At 68.8% G+C, this 23,109-nt stretch carries 20 protein-coding genes; 5 read left to right on the top strand and 15 right to left on the bottom strand.

Annotation, left to right across the window (positions count from 1 at the left end; all coding sequences use genetic code 11):
* Nucleotides 1–36: 36 nt before the first annotated feature.
* The 7 genes from IM689_RS01420 to IM689_RS01390 all read right to left on the bottom strand — a co-directional run bounded on the left by IM689_RS01420 (nucleotide 37) and on the right by IM689_RS01390 (nucleotide 10,735).
* Nucleotides 37–750: an ABC transporter ATP-binding protein gene (locus IM689_RS01420; RefSeq protein WP_193642572.1), complete on the bottom strand. Its 714-nt coding sequence runs from the start codon at nucleotides 748–750 to the stop codon at nucleotides 37–39.
* Nucleotides 737–1,696 carry an ABC transporter ATP-binding protein gene (locus IM689_RS01415; protein ID WP_193642571.1) on the bottom strand — a complete coding sequence of 320 codons (960 nt, stop codon included), beginning with the start codon at nucleotides 1,694–1,696 and terminating at the stop codon, nucleotides 737–739. The genes IM689_RS01420 and IM689_RS01415 overlap by 14 nt, the downstream gene beginning before the upstream one ends.
* Complete coding sequence (locus IM689_RS01410) at nucleotides 1,693–2,871, bottom strand: branched-chain amino acid ABC transporter permease (protein WP_047310547.1); 1,179 nt, start codon at nucleotides 2,869–2,871, stop codon at nucleotides 1,693–1,695. The genes IM689_RS01415 and IM689_RS01410 overlap by 4 nt, the downstream gene beginning before the upstream one ends.
* Entirely contained in the window at nucleotides 2,868–3,857 is a 990-nt protein-coding gene (locus tag IM689_RS01405) for a branched-chain amino acid ABC transporter permease (protein ID WP_227484350.1), read from the bottom strand. Before IM689_RS01405 ends, IM689_RS01410 begins: the two co-directional genes overlap by 4 nt.
* A gap of 111 nt (nucleotides 3,858–3,968) precedes the next feature.
* A complete protein-coding gene (locus tag IM689_RS01400; RefSeq protein ID WP_047310546.1) occupies nucleotides 3,969–5,195 on the bottom strand; it encodes a branched-chain amino acid ABC transporter substrate-binding protein in 1,227 nt (408 codons plus the stop codon).
* Nucleotides 5,196–5,465: 270 nt separating this feature from the next.
* Nucleotides 5,466–6,824: a M1 family metallopeptidase gene (locus IM689_RS01395; protein ID WP_193642570.1), complete on the bottom strand. Its 1,359-nt coding sequence runs from the start codon at nucleotides 6,822–6,824 to the stop codon at nucleotides 5,466–5,468.
* Nucleotides 6,821–10,735 carry a Pls/PosA family non-ribosomal peptide synthetase gene (locus tag IM689_RS01390; RefSeq protein ID WP_193642569.1) on the bottom strand — a complete coding sequence of 1,305 codons (3,915 nt, stop codon included), beginning with the start codon at nucleotides 10,733–10,735 and terminating at the stop codon, nucleotides 6,821–6,823. Before IM689_RS01390 ends, IM689_RS01395 begins: the two co-directional genes overlap by 4 nt.
* A 157-nt stretch (nucleotides 10,736–10,892) precedes the next feature.
* Here IM689_RS01390 and IM689_RS01385 point away from each other — a divergent pair, with 157 nt between their 5' ends.
* Together IM689_RS01385 and IM689_RS01380 are read left to right on the top strand one after the other, a co-directional pair.
* On the top strand, nucleotides 10,893–11,939 hold the full coding sequence (locus tag IM689_RS01385) for a 6-phosphofructokinase (protein WP_193642568.1): 1,047 nt from the start codon (nucleotides 10,893–10,895) through the stop codon (nucleotides 11,937–11,939).
* Entirely contained in the window at nucleotides 11,939–12,385 is a 447-nt protein-coding gene (locus IM689_RS01380; protein WP_227484349.1) for a hypothetical protein, read from the top strand. Before IM689_RS01385 ends, IM689_RS01380 begins: the two co-directional genes overlap by 1 nt.
* Here IM689_RS01380 and IM689_RS01375 read toward each other — a convergent pair.
* The 6 genes from IM689_RS01375 to IM689_RS01350 form a co-directional block, all read right to left on the bottom strand.
* Nucleotides 12,382–12,576, bottom strand: coding sequence for a helix-turn-helix transcriptional regulator (locus IM689_RS01375; RefSeq protein WP_193642567.1), 195 nt, complete (start codon nucleotides 12,574–12,576; stop codon nucleotides 12,382–12,384). The genes IM689_RS01380 and IM689_RS01375 overlap by 4 nt on opposite strands.
* Before the next feature lies 1 nt (nucleotide 12,577).
* Complete coding sequence (locus IM689_RS01370) at nucleotides 12,578–13,030, bottom strand: hypothetical protein (RefSeq protein WP_193642566.1); 453 nt, start codon at nucleotides 13,028–13,030, stop codon at nucleotides 12,578–12,580.
* Between the two features lie 146 nt (nucleotides 13,031–13,176).
* Nucleotides 13,177–13,662, bottom strand: a complete 486-nt coding sequence (locus tag IM689_RS01365; protein WP_193642565.1) for a hypothetical protein — start codon at nucleotides 13,660–13,662, stop codon at nucleotides 13,177–13,179.
* Nucleotides 13,663–13,698: 36 nt separating this feature from the next.
* A complete protein-coding gene (locus IM689_RS01360) occupies nucleotides 13,699–14,421 on the bottom strand; it encodes a lysoplasmalogenase family protein (protein WP_227484395.1) in 723 nt (240 codons plus the stop codon).
* Nucleotides 14,421–15,281, bottom strand: coding sequence for an oxidoreductase (locus tag IM689_RS01355; RefSeq protein ID WP_118912857.1), 861 nt, complete (start codon nucleotides 15,279–15,281; stop codon nucleotides 14,421–14,423). The genes IM689_RS01360 and IM689_RS01355 overlap by 1 nt, the downstream gene beginning before the upstream one ends.
* Nucleotides 15,282–15,416: 135 nt before the next feature.
* A complete protein-coding gene (locus IM689_RS01350) occupies nucleotides 15,417–16,472 on the bottom strand; it encodes a pirin family protein (RefSeq protein ID WP_193642563.1) in 1,056 nt (351 codons plus the stop codon).
* Between the two features lie 208 nt (nucleotides 16,473–16,680).
* Here IM689_RS01350 and IM689_RS01345 point away from each other — a divergent pair, with 208 nt between their 5' ends.
* From IM689_RS01345 to IM689_RS01335, 3 genes are all read left to right on the top strand, one after another.
* Entirely contained in the window at nucleotides 16,681–18,969 is a 2,289-nt protein-coding gene (locus IM689_RS01345; RefSeq protein ID WP_193642562.1) for a bifunctional metallophosphatase/5'-nucleotidase, read from the top strand.
* 1,124 nt (nucleotides 18,970–20,093) lie between these two features.
* Nucleotides 20,094–20,816: a response regulator transcription factor gene (locus IM689_RS01340; RefSeq protein WP_047311104.1), complete on the top strand. Its 723-nt coding sequence runs from the start codon at nucleotides 20,094–20,096 to the stop codon at nucleotides 20,814–20,816.
* Nucleotides 20,813–22,375, top strand: a complete 1,563-nt coding sequence (locus IM689_RS01335) for a sensor histidine kinase (protein WP_193642561.1) — start codon at nucleotides 20,813–20,815, stop codon at nucleotides 22,373–22,375. The genes IM689_RS01340 and IM689_RS01335 overlap by 4 nt, the downstream gene beginning before the upstream one ends.
* Here IM689_RS01335 and crcB read toward each other — a convergent pair.
* Nucleotides 22,313–22,672: a fluoride efflux transporter CrcB gene (crcB, locus tag IM689_RS01330; RefSeq protein WP_193642560.1), complete on the bottom strand. Its 360-nt coding sequence runs from the start codon at nucleotides 22,670–22,672 to the stop codon at nucleotides 22,313–22,315. The genes IM689_RS01335 and crcB overlap by 63 nt on opposite strands.
* Nucleotides 22,669–23,094: a fluoride efflux transporter FluC gene (locus IM689_RS01325; RefSeq protein ID WP_193642559.1), complete on the bottom strand. Its 426-nt coding sequence runs from the start codon at nucleotides 23,092–23,094 to the stop codon at nucleotides 22,669–22,671. Before IM689_RS01325 ends, crcB begins: the two co-directional genes overlap by 4 nt.
* Nucleotides 23,095–23,109 lie beyond the last annotated feature (15 nt).

Here is a 23,109-nt window from a genome sequence, read left to right as displayed (position 1 = left end):
CGCATCCTCTCACCCGCGCTTCACGCGGTGCTCACCTCAGGCGACCCCGAGGTAGGCCTCCTTGATGGCCGGGTCGGCCTTGAGCTCCCGGCCCGTACCGGCCCGCGTGATCGAACCCGTCTCGAGCACGAACGCGCGGTGCGAACGGCTCAGCGCCTGGTTGGCGTTCTGCTCCACGAGCAGAATCGTCGTGCCCTGCGCATTGATCTCCTTGATGATCTTGAAGATCTGACGGATGTACTGCGGCGCGAGACCCATCGAGGGCTCGTCGAGCAGGAGCAGCTTCGGGCGTGCCATGAGCGCACGCGCGATGGCCACCATCTGCTGCTCGCCACCGGACATCGTGCCGCCGAGCTGGCTCTCGCGCTCCTTGAGGCGCGGGAAGAGCTCGAAGACGCGGTCGTAGTCCTCGTCGATGCCGGCCTTGTCCTTACGGCCGAAGGCGCCCATGCCGAGGTTCTCGCGCACCGTCATGCCGGGGAAGACACCGCGACCTTCCGGTGCCTGGCAGATGCCGAGGCCCGGACGCAGATGCGGCTTCACCTTCGTGATGTCCTCACCCTGGAACGTGATGTTGCCCGACGACGGCGACAGCAGACCGGAGATGGTCTTCATCGTCGTCGTCTTGCCCGCACCGTTCGCGCCGATGAGGGAGACGACCTCGCCCTCCTCGACGGTGAACGTCAGGCCGTGAAGTGCCTGGATGCGTCCGTAGTGCACCGAGACATCGTTCAGCTCAAGCAAGCTCATCGTCGTCGTCCTCCTCGTCCTCGCCCAGGTAGGCGGTGATGACCTTTGGGTCACTCGTGACCTCGGCCGGTGTGCCGTCCGCGATCTTGCGCCCGAACTCGAGCACGACGATGCGGTCGGTGACGCCGGTGACGAGCTTCATGTCGTGCTCGATGAGCAGGACGGTGTACCCGTCGGCGCGGATGGTGCGGATCAACTCCATGAGCTGTTCCTTCTCCGCCGGGTTGAAGCCGGCCGCCGGCTCGTCGAGGCACAGCAGCTTCGGCTCCGTGGCGAGGGCTCGCGCGATCTCGAGACGACGCTGGTAGCCGTAGGGCAGGTGCTTCGCGAGACGCTCGGCCGAGTCGGAGATGCCGACGAACTCGAGGAGCGCGGCGGCGTGGTCGACCGCGCTCTTCTCCTCGCGGAAGTGACGCGGCGAGCGGATGAGCGCACCGGGCACCGAGGTGCGGTGACGCGCGTCGAGCCCGACGACCACGTTCTCGAGCGCCGTCATCTCACCGAACAGACGGATGTTCTGGAAGGTTCGGGCGATACCGGCGCGGGTGATCTTGTGCTTGGCCAACCCGTTGAGGCGCGTGTCCTCGAGGATGACGTCGCCGCTCGTCGGCTTGTAGACACCCGTCATCGCGTTGAAGCAGGTTGTCTTGCCGGCACCGTTGGGCCCGATGAGGCCGAGGATCTCACCGCGGTGGATGTCGAACGAGACGTCGTCCAGGGCGGTGAGGCCGCCGAACTTCATCGTCAGGTTCTTCACCTCGACGAGCTTCTCGCCGACACCGACGGCGATGTCACGGTCGGTGGAGATGACCTTGGCGACCTCGAGAGGAACACCGGCCTCGGCGAGGTCGTCGAGCTTGACGCCCTTCTCCCTCACCTTCTCCGTGCTGCTGCCGATGGCTGCGAGCTCTTCCTCGACGGCGGGCGTGTTCTGCTCGTTCGTCATTTCTCGTCAGCCTCCTTCTCGGTTGCGAGGTTCAAGGTCTTGGAATCCCCTGCGAACGGGTTGTCCTCGGACTCGGGGGCAACGATTTCCTTGCCGGTGGCCTTCTGGTACGCGCGCTTGGCGTACGTCAGCAGGTGCATACGAGCCGGCATGAGGCCCTCGCTGCGGAACAGCATGAGCAGGATGAGTGCGATACCGAAGATGAGGTACTTGTACTCGGCGATGCCGGTGAAGCGCACCGGCAGGTACGCGACGATGGCGCCACCGATGGCCGCACCCACCTTGTTGCCGCTACCACCGAGGATGACGGCGGCGACGAACAGCATCGAGGTGACGACGTCGAACTTCGCGTTGTTGACGAAGCCGATCTGACCGGCGAAGAGCGCGCCGGAGAGGCCACCGAGACCGGCGCCGAGCGCGAACGCCCAGACCTTGTACTTGAACGTGGGCACACCCATCGTCTCGGCTGCGTCCTCGTCCTCGCGGATGGCGATCCAGGAGCGGCCGACGCGCGAACGCTCGAGGTTGCCGACGAGGATCATGACGAGCAGAAGCACGGTGAGCGTCAGCCAGTACCAGGGCAGACCGTTGCTGTTCGTGAACAGCGGGGTGCCGTCGGACGCGGTACCGGGGGGAGCGCCGACCTTGCTGAAGCCCTCCTGGCCACGCATGGCCGGGATGATCGTGGCGAGCAGGCGGACGATCTCACCGAAGCCGAGCGTGACGATGGCGAGGTAGTCGCCACGCAGACGCAGCGTAGGAACACCGAGCAGCACGCCGAAGATCATCGTGACGATGACCGCGACCGGAAGCGTCCACAGGTAGGGGATCTTGAGGTAGGGGCTGTCGGGGCTCGTCAGCATGGCCGCGACGTAGTTACCGACCGCGAAGAACGCCACGTACCCGAGGTCGAGCAGACCCGCGTAACCGATGACGATGTTGAGGCCGACCGCGATGAGAGCCATGCGCGCCATGTCGAAGCACGCGATGGAGAAGTCGGAGCCACCGCCGTCGGTGGAGATGATCGGCGGGTTGAGCACCGGCAGGAGGTAGAGCGCGAGCGCGACGACGATGAGCGCCGCCCATTGCTGCCAACGCTCCAGCATGTGCCAGCGCTGCATGAAGGTGACTTTGTCGGTCTTCGTCGTCTCGGACGACTCGGCGACGGTGCTCATGCCTTGCTCCTTCCGAGGGTCTGGCCGAGCAGACCCTGCGGGCGCACGACGAGGACGAGGACGAGGACGGCGAAGACGACGACCTGCGACCAGTTGGAGTCACCGAGCAGGAACGGCGCGTAGTTGCTGATCACGCCGATGACGAGACCGCCGACGAGGGCGCCGCGGATGTTGCCGATACCACCGAGGACGGCTGCGGCGAATGCCTGCAGGCCGAGGAGGAAGCCACCGTTGTAGATGACGCCCGAGGGCACCTTCATGACGTAGAACAGTGCAGCTGCACCGGCGAGGAGACCACCAATGGCGAACGTCGCGAGGATGATGCGCTCGGAGTTGACGCCCATGAGCGTCGAGGTTGCCGGGTCCTGCGCGACGGCGCGGATGCCGCGGCCCGTCTTCGACTTCGCGATGAAGCGATCGACCGCGATCATCATGACGACGGCCGCGATGATGATCGTCAGCTGCTGGCTGTCGATGATGGTGCCGCCCAGGTCGAAGATCGGCTTCGGCGTGAACATCGTGACGGCCGGCTCCGCGTTCTTGCTGTGGAAGGCGAAGATCGCGTACTGGATGACGAAGCTGACGCCGATCGCGGTGATGAGGAAAACGAGGCGGGGCGCGTTGCGCTTGCGCAGCGGCTTGTACGCGAGGCGCTCGACGGCGACGGCTGTCGTACACGACGCGATCATGCCCACGATCATGGCGAGCAACAGGTTGAGGATGATCGGCCCGATGCCGAGGTTCGGCGGTGAACCGTTGAAGCCGAGCGCCGACAGCGTGAAGATCACGCCGTACGCGCCGACGATGAACACCTCGGAGTGGGCGAAGTTGATGAGGTTGAGCACGCCGTAGACGAGCGTGTAACCGAGGGCGACGAGCGCGTAGATGGCACCGAACGTCAGACCGTCGATCGTGGCCGGGCCGAGGTTGGAGATGAGGGCGTTCCAGTCGAAACTGAGCCACTGCGTCGAACCCGACTCTGCCATGGGAAGCAGTGCACTGAGCATGGTGATGCTTTCGTACTCACCGGCAGACGCCGCCCGCACTGGGCCCGATCAGGGCTGGCGGGCGGCGTCGACCGTGGTGGGTGGAGCGGATCAGATCTTGCCGATGGGGACGATCTTGCCGCCCTCGACCTTGTAGCCGTAGACGTCGGGCTTGGCGAGCTCGCCCTTGTCGTCCCACTTGTAGTGCTTGCTCAGGCCGTCCTTGTCGTAGGTCTTGACCCACTCGAGGAGCGACTTGCGGTCCGTCTTGCCGGCGTCGATGCCCGCGAGGAGCACGGTGGCGGCGTCGTAGCCCTCGATGGAGTACGTGCCGGGAGCGGCGTTGTTCGCGGTCTTCTTGTAGGCGTCGTTGAAGTCCTTGATGAGCTCACCCGGGATGCACGGGCAGGTGAAGTACGCGCCGTCCGAGGCCGAACCGGCCTGCTTGATGAACTCGTTGTCCTTCACGCCGTCCGGGCCGACGAAGCTGCCCTTGAAGCCCTTGGCGCGAAGCTGCTGCGCGAACGGCGAGGCCTCCGCGTAGTAGCCGGCGTAGAACACCGCGTCCGGCTTGGCGTTCATGATCTTCGTGACGGTGGCCGAGAAGTCCTTCTGCTTGGTCGTCACCTTGTCGGAGCCGACCTGCTTGTCGCCGAGGGCCTTCGTGGTCTCGCCGCCGAGGCCGACACCGTAGGGCGAGTCGTCCTGCACGACGAAGACCTTCTCGGCCTTGAGCTTCTCGGTCATGAGCTTGGCGGCAGCCGGGCCCTGGACCGAGTCGTTGCCGAGGCCGCGGAAGAAGGTCTTCCAGCCCTTCGTCGTCAGCTCCGGGAGCGTGGCGGCCGGCGTGATGTGCACGAGGCCCTTGCTCTCGAAGATGTTGCCCGTGGCGTTGGACTCACCGGAGAACGGCAGACCGACGACACCGACGACCTGCGACTTGTTGGCCATGGTCGTGACCGGGCCCGGCGCCTTGTCGGGGCTGCCTTCGGTGTCGAGCTTCTCGAACTTGACCTGGCAGTCCTTGTTCGCCTGGTTGTGCTCGTTGATGGCGGTCTGGATGCCGTTGTAGATGTTGACGCCGAGCTGGGCGTTGTCGCCCGTCACAGCGCCGACGTAACCGATCGTGACGTTGGAGCACTTGGCCTTGCCGTCACCCTTGGGCATGACGGGCGACTTGGGGGTGTCGACCGTCTGGACGGCCGGGAGGTTGACGCCCGAGGCGCCACCGCTCTCGGAGGAGTTCGAGGTCTTCGAGCTGTCGTTGGCGCACCCAGTGAGGGCGAGTGCGGCAGCCGCGCCGAGGCCGGCGACACGGTAGGTGAGCTTTGCGTTCACGGTGGTTTCTCCCACGCAGAAGGGGCCGAAAGGCGACCCGCTGATAGTGAGAGGAGACTAGAACGGTTTATGGCCGTGCAACTTCTGATGAATGCTGTTGTGACCTTCTTGTTACGGCCAAGCCCGAGGAAAACGAATTAGTTGCCGAACTATGTTTGTTTTCATTGTGCTTTATTTGGCTGCGCCGCAGTGAAATTGGGTGAATCTGAGCGAGAAATTCCAACGATTAAGATGGAGAATTCCCTCGCTCGAGAAACGTCGCGCGAAGCCTCAGACGCGGGGGTCGGAGAGCGGGAGTGACGGCAACGCGGGAAGGGGTAGCGCTCGGAGCCACGCGTCGAAGAACTCGCCGAGATCCTGACCGGCGACCTGCTCGGCGAGAGCGATGAAGTCGGCCGTCGTCACCGTGGCATACCGGTGCTCGGTCACCCAGCGGCGAAGGAGGCCGAAGAAGGCCTCGTCGCCGAGGAGGGTGCGCAGCGCGTGCAGCGTCAGGGCGCCCCGCTTGTAGACACGGTCGTCGAACATGTCGTCCGGGCCCGGATCCTGCAGGCGCAGATCCTGCGGCAGCCGCGACAGGCGCCCGTGGTGCTCGTGGGCGCGCTGGATGGCCGTCGCGAGCCCCGCCTCCTCGCTCCACAGCCACTCGCTGTAGCAGGCGAAGCCCTCGTGCAACCAGATGTCCTCCCACGCCGATGAGGTGACGGCGTTGCCGAACCACTGATGGGCGAGCTCGTGCGCGATGAGGCGCTGGGCATCCCACGAGCGGTTCGTGAAGCTCGCGCCGAACGTCGAGAGGGTCTGCGACTCGAGCGGGATCTCGAGGTCGTCGTCGGTGATGACGACGGTGTAGCCGTCGAAGGGGTAGTCGCCGAAGCGTGAGGAGAAGAAGTCGATCATGTGCACCTGGTCGGCGTACGCGGTGCGCACGGCCTCGCGCAGGCGCGGCGGGTAGACGAGGCGCACGTCGGACGGCGAGGTGCGCAGCTGCTTCGTTTCGTACTGGCCCATCTGCAGCGTCGCGAGATAGGGCGACATCGGGCTGGGGCACTCGTAGGTCCACGTCGTGCGGCGTCCGGCCTGACGGCGGCGTACGAGCGAGCCGTTGGCGACGACGGCGTAGTCGGAATCGGTCGTCACGACGAAGCGGTACGTGGCCTTGTCCGCGGCGCGGTCGTTGCACGGGAACCACGTCGGCGAGCCGTGGGGCTGCGACGCGACGATGACGCCGTCCGTCAGCTCCTCCCAGCCTGCGTCGCCGTCGAGGCCGCGCATCGGGCCGGGCGAGCCCTTGTAGGCCACCGTCACCGTGAACGGCGTGCCGGCCGCGAGGGGCTGCTCGAAACGGACGAACAGGCGCGAGTGGTCGTGGCCGTACCGTCCGACGCGGGCGCCGGCGACGGCGAGCTTCGTCACCTTGAGTCGGCTGTGCAGGTCGAGCTCGATGCGTGCCACGGGCTCGGTGACGTCATCGGCGATGCGGCACGTCAGCACGGCTTTGGCGTCGAGGTGGTTGCCGGCCGGGGAGTAATCGAGCGTGAGGTCGTAGGCGTCGACCCCGAACGTCGTGTCGCCGTGACCGGGCACGTACGGGTCGGCGCCGCCGGTGGGGGTGTGGTGGCGTCTCATGCTCGTGCGCTCCGTTCACGGGTGGTTTCCGGGGTGTCGTCGTCGTCCTCGAGCCACGGGCCGATGGGGTTACCGAGCCAGCGGGTCTTGTCGGGGACGCTCTCGCCACGCATGACGAGCGACGTCGGCCCCACCGTAGCGTGACGGCCCAGCGCGGCTGCGGGGAGCACAACACTGTTGGGTCCGAGGGTGGCGCCGTCACCGAGGGTGACGGTGTCCATGGCGAGGATGCGGTCGTGGAAGAGGTGGGTCTGCACGACACAGCCCGCGTTGACGCAGGCGCCGTCGCCGAGGCGGATGAGGTCGGCCTCGGGCAGCCAGTACGTCTCGCACCACACGCCGTGGCCGATCTTCGCGCCCATGAGGCGCAGCCAGAGGTTGAGCACCGGCGTGCCCGCGTTCGCGCGGATGAGCCACGGTGCCGCGATGACCTCGGTGAAGGTGTCGGCGAGCTCGTTGCGCCACACGAACGAACTCCACAGCGGGTACTCGGTGACCCGGAGCCGACCGACGAGCAACCACTTCGCGACGACGGCCGAGAGGCCGCCGAGGGCCCCGGCCACGACGAGGACGCAGCCTCCGGTGAGGGCCGCGGCGAGCCAGCTGTAACGGTCGGCGACAGCGAGCATCGTGAGAGCCGACCCGGCGATGAGCGCGGAGTGGAGGCTCTGCGGCACGATGCGCAGCGCCTCGACGACGGCGCGGGCCACACGCAGGCGCTGCGGCGGCGCGGTGGTGCGGCTCGTGTCCGACGCGCCGGCTTCGCGGCGCAGGCGCTGTGGAGGAGAGCCGAGCCAGCTCGTGCCCTTTTTCGCGCTGCCGCGAGCGGGTGCCGCAGAGAGGACCGCGACGAGTCCGCGCTTGGGCACCTTGCGGCCGGGCGCGGCCATACCGGAGTTTCCGAGGAAGGCGCCCTTGCCGACCTTGACCGGCGCGATACGGATCCAACCGCCGCCGAGCTCGTAGTTCGCGACGAGGGTGTCGTCGGCGAGGAACGACCCGGCGCCGATGTCGGCCATCTTCGGGAGCATGAGCACGGTCGAGGCCTCGACCTCCTTGCCGATGCGGGCGCCGAGCGCACGCAGCCAGACGGGCGTGAGGGTGCTCGAGTAGAGCGGGAAGAGCCAGGTGCGGGCCTCGTCGAGGAGGCGGATCGTCGTCCACGCGCGCCAGCCCTGGCCGCCGTGGATCGGGTGGTAGCCCTCGCGCAGACCGTGGCCGAGCAGGCGCACGGCGCCCAGGATGACGAGGGCCGTCGTGACGAATCCGACGAGGGTGGCGGGCACGACGCCGATCGCGGTGATGCGAGCGAGGTCGGCGACCGAGTCGGCGTCCTTCAGCCAGGGCCAGCAGACGGCGATGCCGACTGCGGCCCCGACGGCGGGCACGAGGGAGGCTGCGATACCGGAGGCGGCGTAAGCGCCGAGCCAGATCGGCTTGTTCGGCGGCGCCTCGTCCTCCCACGGGCCGCGTGCCTCGCCGATGTGGACGGCCGGCGCTCCCGACCACAGTTCACCGGCGTGGACGTCGCCGAAGACGCCAGAACCGGGGGCCACCTCGGCACGCTTGCCGATGCGTGCGCCCGGCAGGAGCGTCGAGCGGGTGCCGACCCGGGCGTTCGCGCCCACCTCGATGCGCCCGAGGTGGAAGACGTCGCCGTCGATCCAGTGCCCGCGCAGTTCCACCTCGGGCTCGACCGAGCAGCCCTTGCCGAGCGTGAGCAGGCCGGTGACCGGAGGCAGGCTGTGCAGGTCGACGTGTTTGCGGATGTCGCAGCCGAGCAGTCGTGCGTAGAACTTGACGAGGGGAGCGCCCGCGAGCGTCGTCGCCCCGAGTTCGTCGGCCAGACGCTCGGCGAGCCAGACGCGCAGGTGGGTGCGTCCACCACGGGTGTAGGCGCCGGGCTGCACGCCCCGCAGGATGACGCGGGCGGCGAGCGCGGCGAGGATCATGCGTCCCGGCGGCGCGACGAAGAGCACCCAGCCGAGGGCGATCCAGAACCAGTCGAGCGTCGGAATCCACGCGAGTCCGACGGCGTGGGCGAGGTTCGCGCCCGCTCCGAGCCACGTCAGCCACCGCAGCGCGGAGAACTGCCGGACGGCGAGGGAGGCGACCACCTGCATCGTCTGGGTACTGCGTCGCACCCGGACCACGTCGTCGTTGAGGCGCGTGGTCGGCGAATCCATCGCGTCGATCGCGGCGGCGAGCTCGGCGATCGACTCGTTCTCGTAGACGTCGGCGACCGTGAACTCGGGGTGCGTCTCGCGGACGCGGGTGACGAGTTGGGCGGCGCTGAGCGAACCGCCGCCAAGGTCGAAGAAGTTGTCCTCGGGGGAGGCTGGCGGTGCGCCGAGGATGGCGGTGTAGAGCTCGCGAAGGCGGGCCGCGGTGCCGGTGAAGGCGCCGTCCTCGTCGTCGGAGGCCATCTCGAGCGGCCACGGCAGGGCGTCGCGGTCGATCTTGCCGGAGGTGCGCGTCGGCAGCGTGTCGACGACCGCGAGTTGAGGCACGAGCGCGGCGGGCATGGTCTCGCGCAGATGAGCGGTGGCGGCCTTGCGGTCGAAACCGTCCTCGACGGTGAGGTAGCCGACGAGAAGCTTGTTGCCGGTCTGGGAGGTACGCACTGCAGCGGCTGCGCCGCTCACGCCGGGAAGCTGGAGGAGGTTCGAGTCGATCTCGCCGAGCTCGATGCGCCGGCCGCCGAGCTTGATCTGGTCGTCGGCGCGGCCGTTGAAGACGAGGCCCTGTGGGTCGTTCACGACGATGTCGCCGCTGCGGTAGGCGCGCTCCCAGCCGAGCGTCGGCATGGGGGCGTACTTCTCTGCATCCTTGGCCGGGTCGAGGTAGCGGGCGAGGCCGACGCCGCCGATGATGAGCTCGCCGGGTTCGCCCTCGGGCACGGGGTTGCCCTCGCCGTCGACGACGGCGAGATCCCAGCCGTCGAGCGGCAGGCCGATGCGCACGGGCGGCTCGCCCGTCAGCTGCGCGGCACACGCGACGACGGTGGCCTCGGTGGGGCCGTAGGTGTTCCACACCTCGCGTCGCTCGTTCGCCAGGCGCGCGCCGATCTCGGGCGGGCAGGCCTCTCCACCGAGAATGAGCAGGCGCACTTCGGCCAGCGCCTCGTGCGGCCAGAGCGCGACGAGCGTCGGCACGGTCGAGATGACGGTGATGTCGTTGGCGCTCAGCCACGGGCCGAGATCCATGCCGGACTTCACGAGGCTGCGCGGCGCGGGCACGAGGCAGGCCCCGTGACGCCACGCGAGCCAGATCTCCTCGCAGCTCGCGTCGAACGCCACCGACAGGCCGGCCATGACGCGGTCGCCCGGGCCGATGGGGGCGTCCTGGAGGAAGAGGTTCGCTTCGGCGTCGACGAAGGCCGCGGCGTTGCGGTGCGTCACGGCGACGCCCTTGGGCTTGCCCGTGGAACCCGACGTAAAGATGATCCATGCGTCGTCGGTGAGGCCCGGGTCGCCGGTGTGGGTGGTGTCGCCGTCGTCCGCGTGCTCGTGTTCGCGGGGGCTGATGACGAGGTCCTTGCCCGCGATGGCGGCGACGTCGGCCTCACCGAAGACGGTGTCGGCGCGCTCGTCAGGATCGTCGAAATCGACCGGGACGTAGGCGCATCCAGCGACGAGGGTGCCGGCGATCGCGACGTAGAGGTCGAGCGTTCCGGACGGGATGCGGATGCCGATGCGTTCGCCGGAGCCGATACCCATCTCGTGTAGGGCGTCGGCGAACTGCTCTGCGGCGTCGGCGAACTCGGCGTACGTCATGACGTCGACGCCGTTGTCCACCGCCGGCGCATCCGGGTTGGCGGCCACCGTCTCGCGCAGGATGTCGACGAGCGTTCGTGGCGCGGGCGCCCGGTCGGCCCGCAGCAGCGTACTTTCGGGTGAATCGCTCGTCATGAGGCGCATTGTCCTACCTCCAAATGACCTGGAGGTGACATGAGCCGCACCGGTGAGCCGAATCACTGCGCCAGCCGGTGGCTGGGCGGGGCGTCCGGTGGGAGAGACGCCGGCGCCTCCATTCGTCCCGCCGGGACGAATGCGTGAGACTGGAAGCATGAGCATCGGCATTCTCACCAGCGGGGGCGACTGCCCCGGACTCAACGCCGTCATCCGCGGCGCCGTGATGAAGGGCGACAAGATCTACGAGCAGGAGTTCGTCGGTATCCGGGACGGTTGGCGCGGGCTCATCGTCGACGACATCTCGCCGCTGCCGCGTCGGCGGGTGCGAGGGCTCTCCAAGGAGGGCGGCACGATTCTCGGCACCTCCCGCACGCACCCCTACAACGGCATCGACGGCGTGGGCGGGCCGAAGGCGATCCGTGAGGTCATGGATCGCCACGGCATCGAGGCCGTTATCGCCATCGGCGGCGAGGGCACGCTCTCGGGCGCCGCGCGGCTCGCGATCGACGGGCTCCCCATCGTCGGCGTCCCGAAGACCATCGACAACGACCTGACCGGCACGGACTACACCTTCGGTTTCGACACGGCGGTCTCGATCGCCACGGAGTCGATCGACCGTCTGCGCACGACCACCGAGGCGCACCACCGCTGCATGGTCGTGGAGGTCATGGGCCGTCACGTCGGCTGGATCGCGCTGCACGCCGGTATCGCGAGTGGCGCGCACGCCATCCTCATCCCCGAGGTGTCGGTGACGCTCGAGCAGATCGCCGAGTGGGTGCGCCTGACTCAGGCCCGCGGTCGCGCGCCTGTCGTCGTCGTCTCCGAGGGTTTCCAGCTCAAGAACGACCGCGGCGAGTCGGAGAACATCGTCGCCGAGCGCGGCCTCGATGCCGCCGGGCGTCCGCGTCTGGGTGGTATCGGCGAGGCGCTCGCGCCGCTCATCGAGGCGAAGACCGGCATCGAGACGCGCGCTGCGACGCTCGGCCATCTGCAGCGCGGCGGTGTACCGACGGCGTACGACCGTGTGCTCGCCACCCGGTTCGGGCACGCCGCCATCGACGCGGTGATGCAGCGCAAGTGGGGGCAGATGGTGGCGCTCAAGGGAATCGGCATCGAGACGGTGCCGATGGACGAGGCCACCAAGGAACTCAAGAAGGTCCCGCGTGGGCAGTGGGACGACGTCGCCGTCCTCTTCGGCTGATGGCGTCGAGGTTCGTGCGGACGGCGCTCGCCTACCTCGGAATGGTGGGCGACGAGTCCGCTGAGTCGCGCCAGGTGGGCACCGTTGCCGCTCCGGCCCGTCAGGATCGTTCGCGTTCGGGCGGGTTGGTCGTCGTCGTGGTGTTCGTGCCGCGGGAGGCTGCCGACCGTGTTCGACGGGCGGCGGCCCGTGCCGGCGCCGGGGCGATCGGTAACTACCGGGCCTGCTCGTTCAGCGCGGCAGGTGAAGGGCGATTCGAGCCCCAGGTCGGGGCCCGCCCGACGATCGGTCGGGTCGGTGAGCCCGAGGTCGTCGACGAGATGCGCGTCGAGATGGTCGTGCCTCGGCCTGACGCTCGCCGCGTCGTCGACGCCGTCCTGGCGGCGCACCCGTACGAGGAGCCGGCCTGGCACGCTTACGAGACGCTGGGGCTCGCCGAGCTCTAGCCCTCGGGCGTGAAGATGTCCTCGATGCGGCACGCGAAGACGCGCGCGAGGCTGAAGGCCAGGGGGAGCGAGGCGTCGTAACGCCCCTTCTCGATCGAGATGACGGTCTGCCGCGAGACGCCGAGCTCGTCGGCCAGCCGCTGTTGCGACCATCCGCGCTCGGCGCGCAGCGCGGGAAGGTTGTTCTCCATGTCAGCTCTCGCGTCGCTTGGTGAGCAGGTAGCGCGCGCTCACGTCCGCAGCGGCGAAGACCATGCAGGCGACGAGGGCGTCCGACGCGGTGAGTCCGTCGCGCCACTGCGGCACGACGCTCAGTGCCATCGCGGTGAGACCCATGACGACGAGCAGGTCGTGGAAGGTGCCGCGCGTGGCCCTGTCGTACCACTGCGCTTCGATCGACTCCTCCGGGTTGCGCACCGCGCCCTTCACGGTGCGCCGGTCGACGACGAGGATCCACCCGAGTGCGAGACCCGGCATGAAGGACGCGGCGGCGAGAACGATGCCGTAAACGACACCGTTGGTGCCGCTGGCGAACGCCCAGGCGGCGAGGCCGAGGACGACGGCCACCGCAACGCCGATTCCGATGGCGCCCGGCCAGGGCGAGCGGCCCGAACGTGTGGTGCCCCAGGTGCTCTGCGTGGTCATGATGGCTCCCTTTTGCAATGTCAAAGACGCTTTACTGTGAAGGTTCCTTTACAGTAAAGCGTGTTTGACATCTTGGTCAAGGGTCTACCCGAAGCCGGTGTCGCTCGAGTGCCGAGGATCGTCGGGTGTGGTCCTCGGGTGGGGGATCAGGGCCAGAGCCAGCAGTAGATGTGCTTGCCCTCGTCTTGCGCGCGCAGCGTCAGGGCGACGAACTCGGCGAGGAAGTCGGCGAGATCGAGCGGGCGAGGGTTCCACTCGTCGGCGTCCTCGGGTGCTTCGACGGCGGCCCACTGGGCGGCCAGCCCGTCGAACGGAGCCTCGCGCGTCGACATGAGCGCCACGAACCCCGGATCGACCTGGAGAACGAACTTTTGTTCGTCGGCGCTGACGGCCACCGGTGCGGGCCAGCCCGAGTCGAGGAACTCCTCGACGGGGACTCCCGTGAGCAGCTCGTTGAGGTAGCCGAGCGCGAGGCCCGGGTCGACGTCCTGACTCGCGACGACGTCGTACTCGGGTGCAGCGGAATCGGACTCGTCGTCGAAGGGGAGGGAGCGCAGGCCGGATTCGAGATCGACCGTGCGAGCGGCCTCCTCGTCGGTCGCGGCGGCGAAATAGTCGATCTGAAGGGCCATGCCGTCAGCCTACGGCCGACGGGCCTACTGCGAGCATTACCGCAGGCGTGCCGTGCCGTCGACGAGGAGGCCCAGGGCTGCCGTGTAGGTGGACATGACGATGCCGTCTGCGACGTCGCGGCCACGCCCCTCGGGCAACACCTGCCGCGCCACGATGATCGCGTCGGAGACGAGGAACAGTGGGCCCCCGATGCGGATCGCCGCGAAGGGGCCGGTGCCCGCCGGTGCCCCCTGCGTCAGAGCCGCCATCGAGGCGAGCAGGACGCCGTACCCAGCGACGACGGGGTCGGGTGTGCTGCCGGCGCCGTCGCGACGTGCCGCAAGGCCGTCGACGACGGCGAGGGCGGCCAGCGTGGCGCCCGCTGCGACGCTCGCCTCGCGGCGGAAGCGGTAGCCGGCGCGAGCGAGCACCGTCATGAGGCCGAGCTGCTGCACTGCGAACGCCGACGCGCCACGCCGCAGGTGAGCCCGGGCCGTCGTGCCGGTGGAGCGGGACTCGGCGAGCATGAAGTGATCGCCGAGGGCGGAGCCTGCGAGGGCGGTGAGCAGGGTTGCCGTCGCGGTGCGGCGGTCGGGGCTGAAAGCGCCCGGCTGCGCAGCCAGGTCGAGCATGAGTAGGGGCGCGACGGCGTACTTCGTCGCGGCGTGTACGCGGTCGTTGCCGACGGCGGTGGCTCCGCTCGTCAGGGCTGAGGCCGCGGCGTAGAGCCGGCCGGTCGGGCGTCGGAGGAAGCCGGAGGAGCCGGCGAGTGGGCGCATCACGAGGCGTCCCGCTTCGCGCGACGCTCGACGAGCTTGGGTGCCTGGTCGAAGGCGGCGCTGAGCAGGGCGTCCATGGCGCGGTCCGGCAGGACGCGGCGTGCGGCGACGAGGGGCTTGGCTCCCATGCCGATCGTGTACTTGCTGCGCGGTCGTTTCGCCGTGCACGCCGCGACGACGGCGCGCGCGACGACCTCGGGTTCGGAGGAGTTCGCGTCGCTGCCGCGCAGCATCGTCGCGAGGGTGCGGGCCTGCGTCGCGTAGGGCCCGTGGCCACTGCGCTGCTCGAGCGAGTCGGCGGAGATGCCGGCCCACTCGGACTTGATGCCGCCGGGCTGCACCGTGACGACGTCGATGCCGAACGGTTTGAGTTCGAGGCGCAGGGAATCGGACAGGCCGTTCACGGCGAACTTCGTCGCGTGGTACCAGGAACCGAGCGGTTCGTAGATGTGGGCGGCCATCGACGAGATGTTGACGATGCGTCCGCTGTGCTGGGCGCGCATCGTCGGTGTGACGAGCTGCGTCAGGCGTGCGAGGCCGAAGACGTTGACCTCGAACTGGCGGCGGGCCTCGTCCATCGGCACCTCCTCGAGGGCGCCGTACGAGCCGTAGCCGGCGTTGTTGACGAGGGCATCGATGCGTCCGCACTCGTCCAGGATGCGCTGAACACCCGCGGTCATTGACGCGTCGTCCGTGACGTCCATGCCGAGAACGTGAGCGCCGCGGTCGGCGAGGCCCGCCATGCGATCGACGCGGCGTGCTGCGGCGTACACCGTCCACCCTTCGTCGAGCAGGGCGCGTGCGATGGCCTCACCGATACCGGCAGAGGCTCCTGTGACCAGGGCGATCTTCGTCGTCATGTCGGTGAGGGTAACGCCCGGCCCCGACAACGCACGGGCACTCCACGGATGCCACAGGCACGTGGACGGCCCGGTGCGCGAACTGAAGCGCGCGCACCGGGCCGAACGTCGGGCGTCGGCAGACCTCCTGCCGACTCACCCTTCGCTGATGTCACCGCCGTGCGGCATCGACGCCACGGCTTCGCGCAGACGCTTCTCCTTGGCCTCCGCGATCTCCGACGCGCTCGCGCGGTAGGGGCGGATGCCGTCGGCGGGCACGTGGCCGAGGCGGCCGCGCTGGAAGTCCTCGAACGCCTCGATGACCTCGGCCTTGGTGTTCATGACGAACGGGCCGTACTGCACGACGGGCTCGCGCAGCGGGCGTCCGCCGATGAGGAGCACCTCGAGCGACGGGGTCTCGACGTCCTGACGATCGTCGGCCGTCAGCGTCAGCAGGTCGCCCGGGCCGGTGACGATCGTCTGGCCGGCCTTGATCGGGCGACGGTCGCGGCCGATCGACCCCGAACCGGAGAAGACGAAGACGAGACCGTTGTAGGACGCGTCCCACGGAATGTCGGCGCGGGCGCCGGCGGCGATGGACGCGTGCGCCATCGTGATGGGCGTGCGGGTCGAACCCGGACCGCTGTGGCCGCCGATGGAGCCGGCGATGATGCGGATGAGAGCGCCGCCGTCGTGCGTCGTGATGAGCTCCGAGTCGCCGCCCTCGAGGTTCTGGTAGCGCGGGTCGGCCCACTTCTCGGCCCTGGGCAGGTTGACCCAGAGCTGGACGCCGTGGAAGAAGCCGCCGGAAACGACGAGCTCAGCAGGGGGCGTCTCGATGTGAAGCACGCCCGAACCAGCGGTCATCCACTGCGTGGCGCCGTTCTCGATCATGCCGCCACCGCCGTGGCTGTCCTGGTGCTGGAAGCGGCCGTCCATGATGTAGGTGACCGTCTCGAAGCCGCGGTGCGGGTGCCAGTCGGTGCCGCGCGGCTCGCCCGGCGCGTAGTTGACCGCGCCCATCTCGTCCATGTGGACGAACGGGTCGAGCTCGGCGTGGGTCAGGCCGGCGAAGGCACGGGTGACGGGAAAACCCTCACCCTCGAAGCCCTTCGGCCCGGTGATCTGGCGGCGCACGGAGCGCTCGACGGCCTGCGGGCTCGCCTCGGGCAGGTGCGGCAGCGCGAGCGTGTCTGCGGTGACTGCGGGCATTGGGGGCCTCCTCGGTGGCCGTGAAGTGTTGGCGCTTCCTTCAATGTAGTTGAAGGTTCAACTATTCCGCCAGTCCTGAATGAACGTCAGATGACGATTCGATGCCGATCGCCTCGCAAACGGATTCGAGGGCCGAAACTTCCCGCAAGATGGTCGGGCACCCTCCCCGCGCCTGCGGCGCAGCCGAATCCGAAGGACACCCCCAACCATGTCGAGCTCCCTCGTGCGCCGATCCGCATTCACCGGCGTCCTCGCCCTCGCGTGCGCCGGCACGTTCGCCCCCTCCGCGCTCGCCGCTGCGCCTGTCGACTCCCTCGACGGCGACCTCACGCCTCTGACGCTCCTGGGTACCAACGACTTCCACGGCCACTTCACCAAGGACTTCGCTTGCACCGTGGCGTCGGCGAAGGCCGAGTACCCGGACGCGTCGTTCATCTCCGCGGGCGACAACGTCGGTGGCACGCCGTTCGAGTCGGCCTCGCAGCAGGACAACCCCTCGATCGACTTCCTCAACGCTCTCGGTCTCGAGGCCAGCTCGGTGGGCAACCACGAGTTCGACAAGGGCTTCGACGACCTCACGGGCCGGGTCAGTTCGCGCGCGAGCTGGACCTACCTCGGCGCCAACGTCTACAAGGGCGGCACCACGACACCCGCTCTGCCCGAGTACAAGGTGCTCGATGTCAACGGCGTCAAGGTGGCCGTTGTCGGTGCTGTCACGACGGACACGCCGAACATGGTGGCCGGTGACGGCGTGGCCGGCCTGACCTTCGGCGATCCGGTGGCTGCCGTCAACCGCGTGGCTGCCACGCTCAAGGACGGGAACGCCGCGAACGGTGAGGCCGACGTCGTCGTCGCCGAGTACCACGAAGGTGCGCCGGAGGGCGGCGAGGCGACCCTGTCGTCGATGCAGGCCGCGAGCCCTGTGTTCAACAACATCGTGACGAAGACGAGCGGCGATGTCTCGGCCATCTTCACCGGTCACACCCACCAGCTCTACAGCTGGGACGCGCCCGTTCCCGGCGGTGAAGGAACGCGCCCGATCATCCAGACCGATTTCTACGCGAAGTACCTCGGCGTCCTGCAGCTCGGCTACGACAAGGCGAGCGGCAAGGTGACGCAGTACAAGGTGACGAACCGCCCGGTGAGTGCACCGAGCGACGCGTGCACCTCGCTGCCCGCGTACACGGCGGCTGCCGCTGTCGTCGACTCCGCCAACGCCCGTGCCGAGGAGATCGGTAAGCAGGTCGTCGCCCAGAGCAGCGGTCCGATCACCTCGGCGCTCAAGGCGGACGGTAGCCGCGACGACCGTCTGGCCGAGTCGAACCTGTCGAACCTCATCGCGCAGAGTTACGTCGACTCGCTCAACAAGCCGGGCCGCACCGGCAGCGTCGAGATCGGCCTCATGAACCCCGGCGGCGTGCGCGCCGACCTCGTGCCCGACGCGTCCGGCAACCTCACCTTCGCGCAGGCCGCCGCCGTCATGCCGTTCAACAACACCGTTGCAACCCGTGAGGTCACGGGCGCAACGCTCGTCAAGATTCTCGAGCAGCAGTGGCAGCCGGAGGGCAGCTCGCGCCCGTTCCTCAAGCTCGGCCTGTCGAAGAACGTGACGTACACGTTCGACGAGAACAAGCCCGCCGGTGAGCGCATCACTTCCGTGCTCGTCGACGGCAAGCCGCTGGACGAGTCCACGAGCTACACGGTGGCGTCCAACTCCTTCCTCATCACCGGTGGCGACAACTTCACCGCCCTCAAGGAGGGCGGAGCCGTGAGCGATTCCGGCCTCATCGACCAGGGTCTGTTCGTCGAGTGGCTCAAGGCCGCGAGCCCGCTCTCGCCGAGCTACGCCAAGCAGTCGCTCTCCGTGGTGGACCAGCCGACGAAGCTCACCGCGGGCAAGGAGGCGTCGTTCACCGTCTCCGGCTTCGACATGACCAGCAAGGGCGCGCCCGCCAACAAGAGCGTCGAGGTCTTCGTCGACGGCACGTCCGTGGGCACGTTCCCCATCACGACGAGCTCGTCCACGACACCGCCCTACCCGGCCAACCACGGCACGGCTTCGGTGAAGTTCACGGTGCCGGCCGACGCCTCGGGTGATGCCCTCGTCACCTTCAAGGCTGCGCCGACCGGCACGAGCGGCGGCTTCCCCGTCACGATCGAGGGTGGTGCGCCGACGACGACCCCGACCGGCCCGACCACCGAGCCGACGGACCCGACCACGGGACCCACGGACCCGACGAGCGAGCCGAGCGACCCCTCGAGCACGAGCGAGCCGAGCGACCCGTCCACCACGGACGAGCCGACGGCGTCCCCGACGGACGGTACGAGCACGAGCGGTGGCGGTAACCCGTCATCCTCCAGCACCTCGACCACCGGCCCCAAGGTCGAGACCGACGGGATGAGGAACGAGCAGGCCGTCACTGGCCTCGCGGGCCTCGGCCTCCTGCTCGTCGCCGGCATCGGCGCCGTCGTCGCTCGCCTGCGTCGCACCGTCTGATGTCTCCTGGCGGCTGACGCCGTCGCTCCCCGCCCCGACCTGGCTCACGCCACGGTGGGGCGGAGGCGTGAGCGCAGCGCGCCAGAGTTGGTGGTCGAGTTTCAGCGTGTCGACGCCGAGCAGGCAGGCGGCCCGCGTCATGACCGCAAGGAGCTCCGTCTCCGGTGCGGCGGCCGCACGCCGTCCGAGGTGACGCCGGACGAACCGCCGCGTGAGCGGGCAGACGAGGGGATCGTCCAAGCCCGCGGCCAGCAGCAGATGCCGCCAGGTGAAGCCGCTCGACTGGCCGGTGACGGCACACCACGCTCCGCGCAGCAGCTCGTCCCGAGCGCGTTCGACGAGGTGGTCGGCGGCCCACACGTCGTAGTGGCGCAGCACCTCGGCAGCCTCGGCTACGACGTCGGCCTTGTACGGGGCGTCCTTGCGCGGCACGACCCGATGGCTCGTCAGAACCTCAGTGCGCCACCGCTCGGCCCCGAGCTCGTCCATCGCGCCCCGGAGGACATCGAGGTCGCCGTCACCGAAGCGGTCGACGAACCTCGTGACGGCGTTCTCGACCGTGACGGAGGTGACGCGGGGCGTCATGATCGCGTCGATGACTGAGGAGGCGAGCCCGGCCCGTCGGGGCGCAGCGCGCCATTCGCGGGGGTCGCCTCGCTCCTGGCTGATGCCCGCCGCGAGCAGCAGGGCGTGCCAGTCGAGGTCGTCGTCCAGACAAGCTGAGGTGGCGTGGCGTGCGTCCGGGAGCGCTGGGCTGGTGCGGAGTTCATCCGGGTCGCTGCTCACCAGGACGAGGCGGGAGGTCTCGGTTCTCGGGTCCATGAAAAGGAGCGTGGCCCGAACTGACCAACCACGAAAGGGTCGCGTGGTGCGGCCTGTGGAAGGGCCCGCTCGAGCCGATCGAAGAGCGCGATTCCCGCGCTGCTTGTGGACACCGAGCCTGCAGTGCGCAGCCGCGCTGCGAAGAGTGAGTGTGCCCGGGGCGCATCACACAAAGGGGGGAACGGGAGCACGACCCCGGGCACGTCATTGAACGTACAACTACTTTTTCAGAATTTCTTCTCATGCGACCTGCCGCGGCCAAGGGTGGCCTCGCGCGGTGGGCGACGCCCTACTGTGGACGCATGAGCGCACCGAAAACGCCTCCCCACACGGGTGGCCGAGCACTGCGTGTCCTCGTCGTCGACGACGAGCCCGGGCTCGTCGACTCCCTCACTGCAGGTTTCCGCTTCCAGGGGTGGGACGCCGAGTCGGCGCCCACCGGGGAAGTGGCCGTCGCCAAGTGCCGCATCAGCGAACCCGATGTCGTCGTCCTCGACATCGGTCTTCCCGACATCGACGGCTTCGAGGTGCTCGCTCGGCTGCGTGCGCTGAACCCCGAGGTCGGCGTCATCTTCCTCACGGCGCGGGACGGCGTCGACGATCGCGTTGCCGGCATCCGCCAGGGTGGTGACGACTACCTGACGAAGCCCTTCAGCCTCGAAGAGGTCATTGTGCGAGCCGAGGCCCTCGTGCGCCGTCGCGGCCTCACCGCAGCGGCGCAGGGTGATCACCTCGCCGTCGACGACCTCGTCATCAACACCTCCACCTTCGAGGTGGAGCGTGCGGGCGTGCCCATCAAGCTCACCGCCACGGAGTTCGCGCTCGCCCGGCACCTCGCGGAGAACGCCCGTCGGGTGTGCTCGAAGCAAGAGCTGCTCTCGGCCGTCTGGGGTGAGGACTTCGCCGGCGGCGAGCACGTCGTCGAGCTCTACATCTCGTATCTGCGCAAGAAGATCGATGCCGACGGGCTCCCGCTCATCCGCACCGTGCGGGGCATCGGGTACACGATGCGCCCAGGCGCATGAGAGCACTGCGCAGCTTCTTGCCGCGCACCCTCGAGCGTCGCATCGTCACGCTGATCGTCCTTCTGGTGCTCTTCGTGACGGCTGTCGGCACCAGCGTGTCCGTACTCGTCACCCGCACGGTCATGCACGACTCCATGGACAGGCAGTTGCGTACGGCGGTGTCCCATCCCCAGGCGAGCGTGCAAGAACTCGCGTCCGAACTGCCGGGCGGAAGCCTCGCGTTGTGGCAGACCGGCGACGACGTCGACATCGCGGCCGTCGGTGAGGACCGCACGGTCACTGCGGCCGATCGCGACGAACTCGGGCGTCTCGTGCAGGGGCCGCCGGGGCTTCACTCGGTCACGTTCCCCGACCGGGACGAGATGCGCGTGCTGGTCGCCGTAACACCCGAACGGCGGGTTCTCGTCGCGACCTCCGACGAGACGACCGAGCGTGACCTCGCCAAGCTGGGACTCCTCGAAGGGGTCGTGTGGCTTCTCGCGGGCCTCCTGGCCGCCGGCGTCGGAGCCCTCGGAACGCGTCGGCTCACGCGGCCCCTGCGGGAGATCGCGGCCACGACGTCGGACATCGCGGCCACACCGGTCGGCTCGGTGACGGACGCCGTGCGCCGACGCGTCCCCGAGGGGGAATCGAGTGTCGAGGAGGTCGATGCGGTTGCTCGCTCGGTCAACAACCTCCTTGAGCAGGTCGAGGAGGCTCTGCGACGGCGCGACGAGGGGGAGGCCACCCGGCGCGCCTTCCTTGCGGACGTCAGTCACGAACTCCGGACGCCCATCGCCGTCGTCCGCTCGCACGCGGAACTGTCGGGTTCGATCGTCGACGACTACTACGCCTACATGTCGCACGTGTGGCCTGCGCGCCTGGAGCCCGGCGAGAAACTCACTCCGGCCGAGGCCGATGAACTCTTCGCGGCCATCACGGCGCTCGCCCCGGAGGGCAACCAGCTGCGTCCGTCGCTCGAGCGCATCGAACGCGAGGGGCGGCGCATGGGCCGGCTCGTCGACGATCTGCTCGTGCTTGCGCGCGTCGAGGACGAGCGTCAACTGGACGACGCGGAGGTCGACGTCACGTTCATCGCCCTCGAAGCACTCTCCGACGCCACGCTGCTCGCGCCGGAACACCGGTGGGCGTTCCACGCCGGTGACGAGCCCGCCGTCGTCGTCGGTGACGAGGCGAGCGTGCGTCGCGTCGTGACGAACCTCGTCGCCAATGCTCGGCGGCACACGCCGGCGGGCACCAACGTCGGTGTCACGGTCGACGTGCGAGACGGTGGAGTCGTGGTGCGGGTGGAGGACAACGGTCCGGGCCTGCCCGAAGCCGTGGCCGCCTCTCCTGGAAAGAGATTCGGTAACCGCGACCGCACGAGCGCGACGAGTTCGGGGCTCGGTCTGGCCATCACGACGGCCCTCATGGAATCCGTCGGCGGGCGCCTCACGTTCGATTCGAGCCCGGACGGCCTCACCGTCGAGGCCTGGTTCCCCAACGAGCGTCCGCGCTCAGACCAGCGCGCGCCCGAGCGCCATGCCGACGAGAACCGCAGAGACGCAGACGAGCACTGACGCGAGGACGTAGGCCAGAGCCGTCACGCCGCGGCGCTCGCGCACCAAGCCGATCGCTTCGACGCTGGCCGTCGAGAACGTCGTGAACCCGCCGCACACCCCTGTGACGACGAAGGCGGTCACCGTAGCGCTCGTGTTCAGTGCCGCGACGAGGCCGAGCACGAACGAGCCGACCACGTTGATGCACAGCGTGGCGATCGGCCAGGTGCGGCGGGAGCGCAGCTTGATCTCGCCGTCGGTAACCGAACGCAGCACCGCGCCGAGGGCGCCGCCGATGGCGACGAGAAGCGCCGTCATGCCCGCCGCCTCGAGGTGGCGGCAGCGCCGACGACGGCGCCGAAAGCGGCGGCGACAAGACCGCACGTCACGTGGAGCGCGGCCCAGCCCACCCCGACGCCGAAGCCCCTGTCGAGGGTCACGATGTCGTGCGCGAAGGTGCTGTACGTCGTGAAGGCACCACAGAACCCGGTGCCGAGGACGAGGCGTACGGAGCGGCGTGCTCCGGTGTCGGGTCCGCTGCGGGTCAGCGCTTCGAGCAGACAACCGAGCACGAAGGCACCCGCGATGTTGACGACGAACGTAGCCCACGCAACGTCACCGTAGGCGTGGGGCAGCGCCTCGGCGACGCCGAAGCGGGCCACCGCGCCGAGCGCCCCACCGAGCGCCACGAGAGTCACCGCGCGTGGATGGCGGTGGGCGGGGCGGGCGTCGTCGGGCATCGTGGGTCAGCGTAG

The organism is Dermacoccus barathri, assembly GCF_015070805.1.
Lineage (GTDB): Bacteria > Actinomycetota > Actinomycetes > Actinomycetales > Dermatophilaceae > Dermacoccus > Dermacoccus abyssi.
Note: the sequence above shows the minus strand (reverse complement) of the source record. Positions and strands in the feature narration are given on the sequence as shown.